The sequence below is a fragment of the Caballeronia sp. AZ1_KS37 genome (genome assembly GCF_023631165.1).
GTDB lineage: Bacteria > Pseudomonadota > Gammaproteobacteria > Burkholderiales > Burkholderiaceae > Caballeronia > Caballeronia zhejiangensis.
The window spans coordinates 348,949-364,198 of record NZ_JALQDP010000038.1 but is presented as its reverse complement, the minus strand read 5'-3'; the positions used below and the strand labels follow the sequence as shown (position 1 = coordinate 364,198).

Sequence of the window (15,250 nt, the reverse complement as noted above, 5' to 3'; positions counted from 1 at the left end):
ATCGATGCATCCCTCACCTTCCACCCTTTCGCCGGGACATTCCAAGGCTGCGGCGGTTTTCCGCGTAACGGCCGGCAATTTCCTGGAGCAGTTCGACTTCTTTCTGTTCGGCTTCTACGCGACGCAAATCGCCGGCGTGTTCTTTCCGGCATCGAGTGAATTCGCTTCGCTGATGATGACGTTCGCGGTCTTCGGCGCCGGATTCCTGATGCGTCCGCTGGGCGCGATCGTGCTCGGCGCGTACATCGACGATGTCGGCCGCCGCAAGGGCCTGATCGTCACGCTTTCCATCATGGCGAGCGGCACCATCCTGATCGCATTCGTGCCGGGATACGCGACGATCGGTCTTCTGGCCCCCGCGCTCGTGCTCGTCGGACGTCTGCTGCAGGGGTTCTCCGCGGGCGCCGAACTGGGTGGCGTATCGGTCTATCTCGCCGAGATGGCCACGCCCGGCCGCAAGGGCTTCTTCACGAGCTGGCAGTCCGCGAGCCAGCAGGTCGCGATCGTCGTGGCCGCGGCGCTCGGCTTCGCGCTCAACCAATTCCTCGACACCACGGCCATCGCGAGTTGGGGATGGCGTGTGCCGTTCTTCGTCGGCTGCATGATCGTGCCGTTCATCTTCATGCTGCGTCGCAATCTGGAAGAAACGCAGGAATACAAGGCACGCCAGCATCGCCCGAGCATGAAGGAAGTGTTCCGCACGCTGGCCCAGAACTGGGCCGTCGTGATCGCCGGCATGATGCTGGTGGCGATGACCACCTCGAGCTTCTATCTCATCACGGTCTATGCGCCGACTTTCGGCAAGACGGTCCTGCATCTGAGCACGGCGGATAGTCTCCTCGTGACCTTGTGCGTGGCCGTGTCGAACTTCGTGTGGCTGCCGATCGGCGGGGCGCTCTCGGACAAGATCGGCCGCAGGCCGCTGCTCGTCGGCATGACGGTGCTCGCTATCGCAACCGCATACCCCGCGCTGTCGATACTCGCCCACGCGCCGAGCTTTATCAACATGCTGCTCGTGCTGCTTTGGCTCTCGTTCATGTACGGCATGTATAACGGCGCGATGGTCGTCGCGCTGACCGAGGTGATGCCGGTTCAGGTGCGCGTGGCGGGCTTTTCGCTTGCTTACAGCCTTGCGACGGCGGTGTTCGGCGGCTTCACGCCGGCCATCTCGACGGCGCTCATTCACATGACCGGCGACAAGGCCGCGCCCGGATACTGGATGAGCTTCGCCGCCGGCTGCGCGCTTCTGGCGACGTTCGCGCTCTATCGCCGGCGTGCGGCGACGCTGACTCCGGCGCACTGACGCGTCGCTCGTTGCGCCAAGCGTCTATCGAACCCTACACGACTCCGATCATGAAAAATCTGCTTCCGAAACTATGCGCGGCTGCGCTCATCGCCACCTCGGCCGTTGCGTTCAGCGTGCAGGCCGCCGACCTGCACGTCATGAGCTCGGGTGGCTTTACCGCGGCGTACAAGGTGCTCGGTCCGAGGTTCGCGTCCGAGACGGGCAACACGCTCGACACGGCGCTGGGTCCGTCGATGGGCAAATCGCCCGAAGCCATTCCCAACCGTCTCGAACGGGGCGAGCCGGCCGACGCCGTCATCATGGTCGGATACGCGCTCGACGAGCTGATCAAGCAGGGCAAGGTCGTGCCCGGATCGCGCGTGGAACTGGCGGACTCGCGCATCGGCATGGTCGTGCGCGACGGTGCGGCCAAGCCCGACATCAGCTCGGCGGAAGGCCTCCGGCAGACGCTGCTGCATGCCAAGTCGATCGCCTACTCGGACAGCGCGAGCGGTGTCTATATCGAGCGGGAGCTGTTCACGAAGCTCGGCATCGAGGATCAGGTCAAGCCCAAGGCGAAGATGATCCCGCGCATACCGGTGGCCTCGGTCGTCGCGAACGGCGATTACGAGATCGGCTTTCAGCAGGTGAGCGAGTTGCTGCCGGTCACGGGCGCGACCTTCGTCGGAAAGATTCCCGAGTCTTTGCAGTCCGTCACGCGTTTTGCCGCTGGCATTCCCGTGAGCGCACAGCATCCGAAGGAAGCGAAGGCGCTCCTCGACTATCTGGCATCGCCCGGCGTTCAGGCAGATGTGAAATCGACGGGACTCGATAGCGTCGCCGCGCATTGATACAGCCTTCGCCGTCAACTTCTCGAGGTGCTGCTCGCGTGGTCCTCTGCGCCGTCGGCGTCGCCCGGCGCCGGCGCGCGCAGCATCCGGGCGAGGCGCGCGCGATCGCAAGCGCCTTCCCACATCGAAACGAAGATCACCGCGCACGCGTTGCTGATGACGCTCGTGAGCGCGCGCGCTTCGGACATGAAGCGGTCGATGCCCACCAATAGCGCCACGCCGGCGACGGGAAGATCCGGAATCACCGTCAGCGTCGCGACGAGCGCCACCAGGCCGCTCCCGGACACGCCCGCCGCGCCTTTGGACGTGAGCAGCATGACCGCGAGCATCATCGCGATCCGCGGCGCGGAAAGCGAGACGTCGCACGCCTGCGCGATGAACATGGAAGCAAGCGTCAGATAGATCGCGGTGCCGTCGAGATTGAACGAATAGCCCGCGGGCAGCACGAGTCCGACGACGCCCTTGTCGCAGCCGAGCATCTCCAGCTTGGTGATGAGGCGCGGCAACACCGGTTCCGTCGACGAAGTCGCCAGTACGATGAGCAATTCCTCGCGCAGATAACGCAAGAGCCGCCAAAGCGCGAAGCCGTGCAAGCGCGCAAGCGCAGCGAGGACGAGCGCGACGAACAGCACGCATGCCACGTAGAACGACACCATCAACATGCCGAGGGAGCCGACCGAGTGAATCCCGAAGCGGCCCACCGTGAAAGCCATCGCGCCGAATGCGCCGAGCGGCGCGAGCCGCATGATCATCGCGAGGATGGGAAACAGCGCCTGGGCGATGCCATCGATGAGCGCGAGCACGGGCCTGCCTGCGCCGGGATGCAGATTCAGTGCAAAGCCGAATAGCAGCGAGAGCAGCAGCACCGGCAGCACCTCGCCCTTCTCGAAGGCGCCGAGCATCGTTTCGGGGATGACGTTCAGTGCAAAGGCGACGAGACCATCCGGATGCGCCTGCTTCACATACTGCGCGATGATCGTCGTATCGAGACTTCGGGCGTCGATATGCATGCCCGCGCCGGGCCGCATCAGAAAGGCCGTGACGAGTCCCAGCGCGAGCGCCACGGCAGTCAGAAAATAGAAGAGTCCCAACGCCCGGAAGATTGCGCGCCCGATGGCCTTTCCGCTCGCGACAGACGTGATCCCGGAGACGATCGTGCAGAAGACGATCGGCGTGATCATCATCCTGACGAGGCCGACGAAACCGTCGCTGACAGGCTTGAGAAGCGAGCCGGCTTGCGGCCAGAAGTGCCCGAGCGCCATGCCGAGCAACATGCCGAGCACGACCTGCACATAGAGCAAACGGAGCGTTCTCGCCACCCTCACGACGCGGGCTTCCTGCTCGGGCGCGCTTTTGGAGCGACGTCGTCGGTTAATGTGCCGCTGCTCCTGACATCGCCTCTCATATCCAGAATCGTTTGATGAAACTCCTGCGCGGCCGGCGTCAGCGTACGCCCGCGGCGTCTCACGATTCCCACTCGTCGCTTCACGACGGGGTCGACCAGCGGCACACTCGTGAGGATGTGATGATTGCGTCCGGGCATGGCCATCGACGGTACGGCGGCGACGCCGAGGCCCGCTTCGACGAGACCGAGCATGGTCGTGACGTGACGTGTTTCGCACACGCTGGGCGCGCGCGGCGATACGGCCGAAAGAGCCTGATCGAGCAACAGGCGATTGCCGGACGTCTTGTCCACGGATACGTATTCGTGTTCGTAGAGCTCGTTCCAGGTCACGCGTTTCTTGCGCGCGAGCGGGTGGTCACGACGGCAAGCCGCAACGAACTGCTCCTGCAGCAGCACTTTGAAGTCGACCTCGGACTCCTGGCTTCCCATGAAGCTGACGCCGAAATCGGCCTCGCCGCTGATGACGGCGGAGAGCACTTCGTTCGCGCTCGCATCGAGCAGTTTCACCCGGATGCGCGGAAAACGGCGATGGAAGCTCGCAACCGCGCTTGGCAGAAAGTAGTAGGCCACGGATGGCACACAGGCAATGGTTACGTGACCCAATCGGCTCGATGAGACATCGCGGATGCCGAGCAGGGCGACATCGAGATCGTCCAGCAGCTGCTCCGCGCTCGGCGCGAAGGCGCGGCCGACAGTCGTGAGCGTCACGCTGCGCGTGGTGCGTTCGAAGAGACGCACGCCGAGCGCTTCCTCCAGCTTGTCGATCCGGCGGCTCAAAGCCGGCTGGGATATGTTCACCGCCTCGGCTGCCTTTCGGAAGCTGCCCAGTTCCACCACGGCTCTGAATGCCTGCAAGTCGTTGAGGTCGAAGTTGACGCCCACGGGCCATTCTCCGCGTTCTTAGATGCCGATATTGTGCATTACGCGGAGGGGGGCGGCTATTTGTGGGGGCGGGTTGTGATCTTGGTCTGGTCGGACGAGGGTGGCGGTGGGGCTTCGCGAAGCCGTGAGCCGGAGATGATGGCGAGCGGATAACGATTGATGCGTTCGATGCTATTTTCCGGTTGTCGATCGGCGCGCGTTTTCAAGCGGCAGGGAGCGGGTGGGCGGGTCTCTCGGCACTAGACGTCGATCGTTACAACCCCGACCGCACGGCGGAGGTTTGGGCAAAAAAGCGTGCAGTGAGCAAGCGGGTCGATCAGAGTCGGAAGTTGGTTCGAAGGGGGCTTATCGGCCATGAAGGGCCTTCGCTCGCAGAAGCGGCGAGACATTCCAGCGTCCGAAATACATCGACTAGCGACATCAAGCCAGGGCGATGGAGCCCGCTTAGAGGATTTGACGATTGCGTCGCGCGTCGGATGACTTTCGGCCATGGAAGGGTTAGCGATGCGGCTACCCCCGGCTGGTAGACGTCTAGGTGCTTTGACGGTCGATTATGGTGAAGCCAGTATCGATCTTGACGTGCACAGGCTGATGCCCGGCTGCCGAGCTTTGCGCAAAGCGCGACAGTAATGATTCGGCCGCTTTCACGCCGATGACGGCGCCTTCGACTCGCACTGTCGAAAGAGAAGGATAGATGTGCGCGGCAGAGCTTAGATCCCCGAAGCCCATCACAGCAATCTGCTCAGGTACGCTCATTTTCCGACTGGCTGCTTCGGCAAGCACCCCCTGCGCGAGCGTATCGGAACTGCATACGACGATTTCCGGCGGCGTCTCATCGAACAGACGGGCCGCGCCTTCGCGCCCCCTTTGCACGGTGGCCGGTGCAGGGAGGATCGCGAACGTAGCTTTGCCAATGCCGTGTTTCGCGAGTTCGGCGATCAGGCTCCTGCAGCGGCGCAAACCTCGCGGATCATCGATGGAAACGACGCCGAAGCGCTTATAACCTTTCGCGAGAAGGTGCCGCGCGACTTGCTTGCCTACTTCTTCGTGCGAGAAGCCAATGACGGTGTCGATCGGTTTGTTGGTGAGATCCCAGATTTCGACGACCGGAATCTTGGCTTTGACGAGCCGCTCGACTGTCGCCTTGGTATGGCTTGTACCGGCGAGCACGATCCCATCAGGCCGCCTGCCGAGAATCGCTTCGACTAAGGCTTCTTCGCGAGCTGTCGAGTAAGCGGTGAGACCCAAAAGCGTCTGATAACCCGACGCGGTCAATTTGTCGACGAGCGACTGCACGGTCTCCGCAAAGATAGAACTTGCGATGGTCGGCAACAGGATGGCGACCAGCCGGCTTTTGCTGCTGGCCAGTCCGCCCGCAAGCATGTTGGGCACGTACCCGGTGGCCTGGACCGCTTCAAGCACTTTCTTCTGGGTGTCGCTACGAACGAGTTCCGGCCGATGAAGGGCACGGGAGACTGTCATCGGCGCAACGCCCGCCACCCTTGCCACATCGATAAGCGTCACGCTCTGGAGCACGCCCGCTTCGGTCGTTTGCCGGTTATCGCTTTTCTTGGCCATTTCAGAGTACTGGATCTAACGATTAGTGCGCAACAGCATTAGACCACGAACCGCATCGAACCCATGCGGAAACGCAAGCAGGCCCATGCCGCAAGGGTAAACGACAATGGTTGCGCAATCAATGAGCGAACATGATTGCGCAATCATGACGAGACACGGCGCTCGGTGCGGCGACTGAGCGCCGACCGTCGAGACAAACGGAGGCGGCAGTGGTTACTCGGAGCAGCATTCCAGACAATGGCAAGCGCACGCGAGTGCGGTGGTTCATTCTCGCGATCATTTTCATCGTTACGGTTTTCAACTATGTAGACCGCGCGACGTTATCGATCGCCGCGCCGAGCATGCGCCACGACCTCGGTTTCGACGCGTTGACAATGGGCGTTGCCTTCTCGGCGTTCGGCTGGGCCTACACCGCGATGCAGATTCCCGGCGGTCTCATTCTTGACCGTTTCGGCGCCCGGACCGTGCTCGGCATCAGTCTGATTCTGTGGTCGGCACTGACGTTCGCCCAGGGTTTCGTTCATCTGTTTGCGTCAGCATTCGTGGCGCTCTTTGCCTTGCGCTTCCTGATGGGAATCGCGGAATCGCCGGCGTTCCCGTGCAACAGTCGTCTTACCGTCATGTGGTTCCCGAGCGCCGAGCGCGGTCTCGCGACGTCGGTGTTCCAATTGGCACAGTACTTCGCGCTCGCAGTGTTCACGCCGGTCATGACGTACACCGTGAGCATGTGGGGTTGGCATTACGTCTTCTACACGACCGGCGCTGTGGGCGTTCTTCTAGGATTCTGGTGGCTCAGGTCGGTGCGGGAACCACAGCGCGATCATCGCGTGAGTGCGGCCGAACTTGAGTACATCGCGGCAGGCGGTGGTCTGCCGACCATCGGCGACAGCCCGCAGCCGTTCAAGTGGAAACAGGTGAGGGCAATCGCTGCGAACCGCATGATGATAGGCATCTATATCGGCCAGTTCTGTCTGACGTCGATCACCTGGTTCTTCCTGACGTGGTTCCCGACCTACCTGATCGAAGCGAAAGGCATGTCGATCCTTAAGGTCGGCATGGTGGCGGCGCTGCCGGCAGTGGCAGGTTGCGTGGGCGGGCTTGTCGGTGGCCTCTGGTCCGACTGGATGCTTAAACGCGGTTTCAGTCTCACCGCCTCTCGGAAGACCCCGATCATCTGCGGCCTCGTTCTGTCGAGCACGATCGTGGTTGCCAACTATGTGCATTCGACGACGATTGTGATTCTCGTCATGTCGATTGCGTTCTTCGCCAAGGGCGTCGGCAATTTGGGCTGGTGCATTGTCGGCGACGTTTCACCCAAGCGCGCGATGGGCATCAGCGGCGGAATCTTCAACCTGTGCGGCAATCTCGCGAGCATCGTTACGCCGCTTGCGATCGGCTGGATGATCAAGAGCACCGGGTCGTTTGAAGTCGCGCTGACTTACATCGGTGCGCTGTCGCTGCTTGGCGCGTGCTCATACCTGCTGATCGTCGGAAAACTCCAGCGTCTGGAAACCGACGACGAAGGCGACGGATCGCGCAAGAGCGCCACCGCCTCCCTCAAACCGCGCCACGGCCACTGAGTCGCCGCCTCCCAACACCTTATCGCAAGGAGCCCCTCCCATGAATGCCACATCTTCGCTCATCGCTGGACCGTCGAACGACTCGATCAAGTGGATTCGCGTTGCATCCACGTTTCTTCCGCTCGCCAACCCGATCAGCGACGCCAAAGTCCTGACGGGTCGGCAGAAGCCGATGACAGAGATCGCCATTCTGTTTGTCGAAATCGAGACGGCAGACGGTCATCGCGGGCTCGGCTTCAGTTATTCAAAGCGTGCCGGTGGCCCTGGCCAGTTCGCGCATGCGAAGGAGATCGCTCCTGTGCTCATCGGCGAAGACCCGAGTGACATCGCTCGATTGTGGGACAAGCTGGCGTGGGCAGGGGCATCGGTAGGGCGCAGTGGCATGGCGGCACAGGCGATCGGCGCGTTCGACGTTGCCCTGTGGGACCTGAAGGCCAAACGCGCGAATCTGTCGCTTGCCAAGCTCCTCGGCGCCCACCGCGATTCGGTGCGTTGCTACAACACCTCGGGCGGGTTCCTTCACACGCCACTCGATCAGTTGCTTGTCAACACCGACGCCTCGCGCGAGAAGGGAATCGGCGGGATCAAGCTCAAGGTCGGGCAACCAGACTGTGCGATTGACATTCGCCGGGTCCAGACGGTGCGCAAGCATTTGGGTGACGCCTTTCCGTTGATGGTGGATGCCAATCAGCAGTGGGACCGGCCGACCGCTCAACGTATGTGCCGCACCTTCGAGCAGTTCAATTTGATCTGGATCGAGGAGCCGCTCGATTGCTATGACGCGGAAGGTCACGCTGCGCTGGCTGCCCAGTTCGATACGCCGATCGCAACCGGCGAAATGTTGACGAGCGTATCCGAGCACTGGGAGTTCATCCGTCAGCGCGGCGCGGATTACCTGATGCCGGACGCGCCGCGTGTCGGCGGCATTACGCCATTCTTGAAGGTCGCGACGTTGGCTGATCACGCGGGGCTGATGCTGGCGCCGCACTTCGCGATGGAATTGCACGTGCATCTCGCGGCTTGTTATTCCCGTGAACCCTGGGTCGAACATTTCGAATGGCTTGAGCCGCTGTTCAACGAGAAGCTGGAGACGCGTGACGGCCGGATGTTGGTTCCGACACGACCGGGCCTGGGGCTCACACTGAGCGACCGCGTAGCAGGCTGGACGGCTCAAGAGGCGGAAGTCGGTGTACGCGGCTGACGCAAGGCCGTCAATCAAGGCGACATGGCCGCTCGTCGCTGGGAAGGTGCTTGGGAGAGGTTCGGACGCTCCCGATCAGTTTGTCAGGAGCGCGCGAAAGACCCGTCCGAGGTCTCCACGATAGGCCGTACCCGGCCCATCAGCAGCCAGTCATAGACCAACCGTCTCAATGGCGGAAAGGGGTCGGCTTCAGCCCTTCGGACCACGGTCGTAGCAGAACAACGAGGCGGTAATCCGCGAATTTCGGCTGATGGTCATCAAGGGCCGTCAGAGATTGCATCCGCATCGAATCGTCGCTGCTGCTTCCAGCCCACCGCGCCCGTCCAGCAACCCACAAAAAAGGCGGCACAACCAAGTGCCGCCAATCCAAAAACCAAAACCCCTACCGCACCTTACCCGCCTTCCACGCCGACAGCAGTTGCTCATACTTCACCGTTTCCCCCTTCGGCTTCTCATTGGCAAGCGCCTTCCACGGCGCGTGCTGGTCGGACAGCCACTTCGACGGATCGCTCTGCGCATTCAGCTCCGGCGCGCAAACCTTCATCCCCGCCCGCTGCAAACGGGACAACACCTGGTCCATTTCCTTCGCCAGGTTATCCATCGCAGCCTGCGGCGTCTTCTCACCGGCGACAGCAGTGCCGACGTTCTTCCACCAGAGTTGCGCCATCTTCGGATAGTCGGGCACGTTGTTGCCGGTCGGCGTCCACGCGACGCGCGCCGGGCTGCGATAGAACTCGATCAAGCCGCCGTATTTATCCGCGTTCTTCGTGAAGTAGTCGCTATGAATGTCGGAGTCGCGAATGAACGTGAGGCCGACAATCGACTTCTTGAGCGACACGCTCTTCGACGTCACGAACTGCGCGTATAGCCACGCGGCAGCGCGCTGATTCGGCGGCGTCGACTTGAAGAAGGTCCATGAGCCGACGTCCTGATACCCGTTTTGCATGCCCTCCTTCCAGTAGGCGCCGTGCGGGGAGGGCGCCATGCGCCACTTCGGCGTGCCATCCGCATTCGTGACGTTGCCCGGCTTGAGCATCGACGCCGTGAACGCGGTGTACCAGAACACCTGTTGCGCGATGCGTCCCTGCGCGGGCACCGGGCCCGCTTCGCTGAAGGTCATGCCCGACGCTTCCGGTGGCGCATATTTCTTGAGCCAGTCGATGTATTTGGTCGTCGCGTAGACCGCTGCCGGGCTATTAGTGCCGCCGCCGCGCGATACCGACGCGCCTACCGGATGACAGCCATCAGGCGTCACGCGGATGCCCCATTCGTCGACGGGCATGCCGTTCGGAATGCCCTTGTCGGCTTCGCCCGCCATGGAAAGCCACGCGTCCGTGAAGCGCCAGCCGAGCGACGGGTCTTTCTTGCCGTAATCCATATGGCCGTAGACCTTTTCTCCGTCGATGGTTTTCACGTCGTTCGTAAAGAACTCGGCGATGTCTTCATACGCGGACCAGTTGACCGGCACGCCGAGTTCGTAGCCATATTTCGCCTTGAACTTGTCCTGCAAGTCCTTGCGTGCGAACCAGTCCGCGCGGAACCAGTAAAGGTTCGCGAACTGCTGGTCGGGAAGCTGATAGAGCTTCTTGTCCGGCGCGGTCGTAAAGCTCGTGCCGATGAAATCTTTCAGGTCAAGACCAGGGTTCGTGTATTCCTTGCCTTCGCCCGCCATGTAATCGGATAGCGGAACGATCACGCCATAGCGATAGTGCGTGCCGATCAGGTCCGAGTCCGAAATCCAGCCGTCGTAAATGCTTTGGCCGGATTGCATCGAGGTCTGCAATTTCTCGACGACGTCCCCTTCCTGAATGATGTCGTGCTTCACCTGAATGCCGGTGATTTCGCTGAACGCTTTCGCTAGCGTTTTCGATTCGTAGGTGTGCGTGTCGATGGTTTCCGACACGACATGAATCTCCTTGACGCCCTGCGACTTGAGTTTCGCCGCGGTATCGATGAACCATTTCATCTCGTCCATCTGCTGCTGTTTCGACAGCGTGCTGGGTTGAAACTCGCTGTCCACCCATTTCTGCGCCTCGGGCGTTCCCGCCAGAGCCTGGTTCGCGAAGGCACCCGACACGATACTTGCCACTGCCAGCGCGACGATCCGTCTCCTCTGATGCATGGTCTTCTCCTGTGTCTTCCGTGCCCCTTCGATCTTGTCGGCGCCCGCTGGGGGCATCAGCGGAACCGGCAGTTGTCAGTCATCGCTGCATGCGTCGGTTTGCTAGCCTTTCCACATGATCGCGAGCAGCACCAGCACCGAGGCTACGAAGCCCGGCCACGAACTCGAGCCCTCCGCGCTGATCGCAAGCCACGCGAGATTCACATAAGCGGCAGTCAACAGGCCGATGAAAAGGCGATCGCCGCGAGTCGTCGCGATAGGCAGAAAACCCTTGCGTTCATGAGTCGGCGAGCACAGTTCCCATACCGTCATGCCGCCCAGCATCACGACGATGCAGCCGAAAAAAATCGCCACCTCGGGCGTCCAGTACATCCACGTGAACATCACACTCTCCCCATCGCGAAGCCCTTCGCGATGTAGTTGCGCACGAAGTAGATCACGAGCGCGCCGGGAACGATCGTCAGCACGCCCGCAGCCGAGAGCACGCCCCAATCCATGCCGGCCGCCGACACGGTGCGCGTCATCACGGCAGCGATAGGTTTCGCGTTGACCGAAGTCAGCGTGCGCGCGAGCAGCAGTTCGACCCAGCTGAACATGAAGCAGAAGAAAGCCGTGACACCGACGCCCGACTTGATGAGCGGCAGAAAGATCTTCACGAAGAAGGCGGGAAACGTATAACCGTCGATATACGCGGTTTCGTCGATCTCGCGCGAGACGCCCGACATGAAGCCTTCGAGAATCCATACGGCAAGCGGCACGTTGAAGAGCATGTGCGCGAGTGCGACGGCAATGTACGTGTCGGTCAGGCCGATGCTCGAATAGAGCTGGAAAAACGGCAGCAGGAACACGGCGGGCGGCGTCATGCGGTTGGTGAGCAGCCAGAAGAACATGTGCTTGTCGCCGAGAAAGCGATAACGCGAGAACGCATACGCGGCAGGCAGCGCGACCAGCACGGACATCACCGTGTTCATGAGCACGTAGATGATCGAATTGATGTAGCCCCAGTACCACGAGGGATCGGTGAAGATCACCTTGTAGTTGTCGAACGTGACGTGCTGCGGCAGCGTGGCGAACGTCGACATGGTCTCCTCGTTCGTGCGCAGGGAGATCGACAACATCCAGTAAAGCGGAATCAGCGCGAACAGCATATAGACGACGAGCACCAACGTCCGCATCCAGCGGCGCTTATCCTGCATGGTCGTCTCCTTGCGCAGCGGGGCCGCCTCTGCCGACGCGATTCATCCAGTTATAGAGAATGAAGCACAACAGCAGAATAATCAGGAAATAGATCAGCGAAAAAGCCGCGGCCGGGCCGAGGTCGAACTGGCCGACCGCTTTTTGCGTCAGGTACTGACTGAGGAAGGTCGTGGAATCGCCGGGTCCGCCGCCTGTCAGCACGAACGGCTCGGTGTAGATCATGAAGCTGTCCATGAAGCGCAGCAGCACGGCGATCATCAGCACGCCGCGCATCTTCGGCAACTCGATGTAGCGGAATACCGCAAAGCGGCTTGCGCCATCTATCTCCGCGGCCTGATAGAAGGCGTCCGGAATCGCGCGCAAGCCCGCATAGCACAGCAGCGCGACGAGCGGCGTCCAGTGCCAGATGTCCATCACCAGCACCGTGAGCCATGCGGCGGTGGGACTCGCCGTGTAGTTGTAGTCGAAGCCGAGACTATTGAGCCAGTAGCCGAGCAGTCCGATATCCGGGCGCCCGAAGATTTGCCAGATCGTGCCCACCACGTTCCATGGAATCAGCAACGGCATGGCGAGCACGACGAGCGTCGCCGATGCGCGCCATCCCGAAGCCGGCATCGACAGTGCGAGGCCCACGCCCAATGGAATCTCGAACAGCAGAACGCACGCAGAGAAAATGACCTGTCTGCCGAGTGCCTGGCGCAAATCCGGATCGGTCATGGTGTTGCGAAACCACTCCGTACCGACGAACACATGCTGCGTCGGGCCGATGATGTCCTGCACCGAATAGTTGACCACGGTCATCAGCGGCAGGATCGCGGAGAACGCGACGCAGATGAACACCGGAACGACCAGCAACCACGCTTTCTGATTGACGGGCTTCATCGCGCGGCCTCTTCGGAGATGCGTGTTTCGATTCGTTCGTCGTTGCAGAAGAATACGGTCTCAGGCGCAACCAGATGCAGCCAGGCAGGTCCGTCGACAATCCGTACATGCGGTTCGAGCCTCGCATTGAACACATGGCCGTCGCATTGCGCGGACACCAGTTGATAGTTGCCGAGTTGCTGTGCGCGAAGCACCCGCGCGTTGAGCGCACCCGCTCCGCCTTCATGCGAAAGCCGTACGAATTCCGGGCGAATCCCCAGCTTGAGCGCGCCGTTTGTCTGCTGATGCGCGGCCCGTAGCGTCGCGAGCGTGCCCGCGTCGAGCGGCAGGCGCTGCGAGCCGATTTTTGCGCCGTCTGCGTCGAGCTCGATCGGACAGAGATTCATGCCCGGACTGCCGATGAAGTAGCCGACAAAAGCGTGATCCGGCCGCAGAAAAAGCGCATCGGCTCCGCCTTTCTGAACGACGCGGCCATTCGTCATGACCACGACTTCATCCGCGAAAGTCAGCGCTTCTACCTGATCGTGCGTCACATAGATAAGCGTGAGCTTGAGTTGCTGATGGATCTTCTTCAACTGCCGGCGCAGCATCCACTTCATCGCGGGATCGATCACGGTGAGCGGTTCGTCGAAGAGAATCGCCGCCACGTCCTTGCGCACGAGGCCGCGCCCGAGCGATATTTTCTGCTTGGCGTCGGCGGCCAGATTGCTCGCCTTGAGCGGCAGGTCGCGCGTCATATCGAGGATTTCCGCGACTTCGTGCACGCGCTTCGTGACCTCGGCGGTCGACATCATCCGATTGCGCAGCGGAAACGCGAGGTTGTCGAACACGGTCATCGTGTCGTAGACCACGGGGAACTGGAACACTTGCGCGATGTTGCGCTCGCGTGCGCCGAGCGCAGTCACGTCGCGTCCGTCGAACAACACCTTGCCCTCCGACGGCTTGACGAGCCCCGACACGATATTCAGCAGCGTGGTCTTGCCGCAACCCGATGGCCCGAGCAACGCGTAAGCGCCGCCGTCATCCCAGACCATGCTCATGGGTTGAAGCGCGTAGTCGTCGAGCGTCGCGGGGGCCGGTCCGTACGCGTGCCCGAGATTCTGGAACTCAATGCACGCCATGAGCTGCCTCCGGGCTGGACACCAGTTGGGTATCCGCGCCGAACACGAACAGTTCGTCAGGGTCGATGAAAACATCGAGCTGCGTGCCGAGCTCGATCTGATGCACGCCCTGCAATTGCGCAACCAGGTCGACCGCGCCGGTCAGCGTGCGCAAGTGCAGGTATGTTTCCGAGCCGCTCAGTTCAGCGAGTTCGAGCCGGCACGCAACGGCGATCGCACGAGCGGCCTTCGCCTCGAGACGCACGTGCCCGGGCCGGATGCCGATGCGGCATGCGCCGTTCGCGGCGAGACCGTGCCGGACCGGAACCTCGACGCCGATCGGCAGACGCGCGCGGCCGTTGCCGCAGTCGCTCGTCAGCATGTTCATCGGCGGGTCGTTGAAGACGGCTGCGGCTGCGACGTTGACCGGTGCGTTATAGACATCGAGCGTGGGACCGAACTGCAGAACCCGGCCTTTATCGACGATTGCCGTATGGCCGCCCAGCAGCAGCGCTTCGAGCGGTTCGGTGGTCGCGTAGACGACCGTCGTCTTGCCGTCGGCGAAAAGCGTGGCCAGTTCGAGGCGCAATTCCTCGCGCAGCTTGTAATCGAGATTGACGAGCGGTTCGTCGAGCAGCACCAGCGACGTGCGCTTCACGAGTGCACGCGCGAGCGCGCAGCGCTGCTGCTGTCCGCCCGACAGTTCGCCTGGCCGCCGCTCCAGCAAATGGTCGATATGCAGTCGGGCCGCGACTTCGTGCACGCGCCGGCGGATTTCGGCAGGGTCGGTTTTTTGCAGACGCAAAGGCGAGGCGATGTTCTCGAACACCGTCATCGCGGGGTAGTTGATGAACTGCTGATAGACCATCGCGAGATTGCGCTGGCGCACGCTGACGCCTGTCACGTTCTGGCCGTCGACGAGCACCCGGCCGTCGTTCGGCCTGTCGAGACCCGCCATCACGCGCATCAGCGTGGTTTTGCCGGCCTGCGTGGGTCCGAGAAGCACGTTGATGGCGCCTGGGACAAGGCGCAAATCCACGCCGTACAGATACGGCTGCCCGCCAGAAACGACGCTGACCCGCTCCAGTTCAAGGACCAAATCGCTCTCCTCTCGGCATGCACGACGCCAGCCGCAGAGCTGGCGCTTCAGAATGACGTCAATTGGGT

The 15,250-nt window shown here is 61.8% G+C and carries 13 protein-coding genes; 4 read left to right on the top strand and 9 right to left on the bottom strand.

Annotated features, from left to right (window positions below; translation table 11 throughout):
* Positions 1-4: 4 nt before the first annotated feature.
* Both NCS00_RS27345 and NCS00_RS27340 read left to right on the top strand, forming a co-directional pair.
* Positions 5-1,303, top strand: a complete 1,299-nt coding sequence (locus NCS00_RS27345; RefSeq protein WP_250441492.1) for an MFS transporter — start codon at positions 5-7, stop codon at positions 1,301-1,303.
* A 50-nt stretch (positions 1,304-1,353) separates the two neighbouring features.
* On the top strand, positions 1,354-2,136 hold the full coding sequence (locus tag NCS00_RS27340; protein ID WP_008346818.1) for a substrate-binding domain-containing protein: 783 nt from the start codon (positions 1,354-1,356) through the stop codon (positions 2,134-2,136).
* A gap of 14 nt (positions 2,137-2,150) precedes the next feature.
* Here NCS00_RS27340 and dctA read toward each other — a convergent pair whose 3' ends face one another.
* From dctA to NCS00_RS27325, 3 genes are all read right to left on the bottom strand, one after another.
* On the bottom strand, positions 2,151-3,461 hold the full coding sequence (dctA, locus tag NCS00_RS27335; RefSeq protein ID WP_250441491.1) for a C4-dicarboxylate transporter DctA: 1,311 nt from the start codon (positions 3,459-3,461) through the stop codon (positions 2,151-2,153).
* The gene (locus NCS00_RS27330) at positions 3,458-4,423 is read right to left on the bottom strand and encodes a LysR family transcriptional regulator (RefSeq protein WP_008346814.1); all 966 of its coding nucleotides are present in this window, start codon (positions 4,421-4,423) and stop codon (positions 3,458-3,460) included. Before NCS00_RS27330 ends, dctA begins: the two co-directional genes overlap by 4 nt.
* 531 nt (positions 4,424-4,954) lie before the next feature.
* Positions 4,955-6,001, bottom strand: a complete 1,047-nt coding sequence (locus NCS00_RS27325) for a LacI family DNA-binding transcriptional regulator (protein WP_250437333.1) — start codon at positions 5,999-6,001, stop codon at positions 4,955-4,957.
* A gap of 254 nt (positions 6,002-6,255) precedes the next feature.
* On the opposite strand from NCS00_RS27325, the gene NCS00_RS27320 reads away from it, so the two are divergent.
* Positions 6,256-7,581: an MFS transporter gene (locus NCS00_RS27320; RefSeq protein WP_350029735.1), complete on the top strand. Its 1,326-nt coding sequence runs from the start codon at positions 6,256-6,258 to the stop codon at positions 7,579-7,581.
* Between the two features lie 40 nt (positions 7,582-7,621).
* Entirely contained in the window at positions 7,622-8,782 is a 1,161-nt protein-coding gene (locus NCS00_RS27315) for an L-talarate/galactarate dehydratase (protein WP_250441489.1), read from the top strand.
* Positions 8,783-9,164: 382 nt separating this feature from the next.
* Here NCS00_RS27315 and NCS00_RS27310 read toward each other — a convergent pair whose 3' ends face one another.
* From NCS00_RS27310 to NCS00_RS27285, 6 genes are all read right to left on the bottom strand, one after another.
* Entirely contained in the window at positions 9,165-10,904 is a 1,740-nt protein-coding gene (locus tag NCS00_RS27310; RefSeq protein WP_008346806.1) for an ABC transporter substrate-binding protein, read from the bottom strand.
* 102 nt (positions 10,905-11,006) lie between these two features.
* Entirely contained in the window at positions 11,007-11,288 is a 282-nt protein-coding gene (locus NCS00_RS27305; RefSeq protein WP_175981569.1) for a DUF2160 domain-containing protein, read from the bottom strand.
* On the bottom strand, positions 11,288-12,100 hold the full coding sequence (locus tag NCS00_RS27300; RefSeq protein WP_008346802.1) for a carbohydrate ABC transporter permease: 813 nt from the start codon (positions 12,098-12,100) through the stop codon (positions 11,288-11,290). The genes NCS00_RS27305 and NCS00_RS27300 overlap by 1 nt, the downstream gene beginning before the upstream one ends.
* Complete coding sequence (locus NCS00_RS27295; RefSeq protein WP_008346800.1) at positions 12,090-12,983, bottom strand: carbohydrate ABC transporter permease; 894 nt, start codon at positions 12,981-12,983, stop codon at positions 12,090-12,092. Before NCS00_RS27295 ends, NCS00_RS27300 begins: the two co-directional genes overlap by 11 nt.
* Entirely contained in the window at positions 12,980-14,104 is a 1,125-nt protein-coding gene (locus tag NCS00_RS27290; protein ID WP_250441488.1) for an ABC transporter ATP-binding protein, read from the bottom strand. The genes NCS00_RS27295 and NCS00_RS27290 overlap by 4 nt, the downstream gene beginning before the upstream one ends.
* Positions 14,091-15,182: an ABC transporter ATP-binding protein gene (locus tag NCS00_RS27285; protein ID WP_250441487.1), complete on the bottom strand. Its 1,092-nt coding sequence runs from the start codon at positions 15,180-15,182 to the stop codon at positions 14,091-14,093. The genes NCS00_RS27290 and NCS00_RS27285 overlap by 14 nt, the downstream gene beginning before the upstream one ends.
* Between the last annotated feature and the right edge of the window lie 68 nt (positions 15,183-15,250).

Excerpts from the sequence above, each read along its gene's own strand:
- NCS00_RS27345 (WP_250441492.1), top strand. The coding sequence starts at position 5 with ATGCATCCCTCACCTTCCACCCTTTCGCCGGGACATTCCAAGGCTGCG.
- NCS00_RS27340 (WP_008346818.1), top strand. The coding sequence starts at position 1,354 with ATGAAAAATCTGCTTCCGAAACTATGCGCGGCTGCGCTCATCGCCACC.
- NCS00_RS27325 (WP_250437333.1), bottom strand. The coding sequence starts at position 6,001 with ATGGCCAAGAAAAGCGATAACCGGCAAACGACCGAAGCGGGCGTGCTC.
- NCS00_RS27315 (WP_250441489.1), top strand. The coding sequence starts at position 7,622 with ATGAATGCCACATCTTCGCTCATCGCTGGACCGTCGAACGACTCGATC.
- NCS00_RS27310 (WP_008346806.1), bottom strand. The coding sequence starts at position 10,904 with ATGCATCAGAGGAGACGGATCGTCGCGCTGGCAGTGGCAAGTATCGTG.
- NCS00_RS27305 (WP_175981569.1), bottom strand. The coding sequence starts at position 11,288 with ATGTTCACGTGGATGTACTGGACGCCCGAGGTGGCGATTTTTTTCGGC.
- NCS00_RS27300 (WP_008346802.1), bottom strand. The coding sequence starts at position 12,100 with ATGCAGGATAAGCGCCGCTGGATGCGGACGTTGGTGCTCGTCGTCTAT.
- NCS00_RS27295 (WP_008346800.1), bottom strand. The coding sequence starts at position 12,983 with ATGAAGCCCGTCAATCAGAAAGCGTGGTTGCTGGTCGTTCCGGTGTTC.
- NCS00_RS27290 (WP_250441488.1), bottom strand. The coding sequence starts at position 14,104 with ATGGCGTGCATTGAGTTCCAGAATCTCGGGCACGCGTACGGACCGGCC.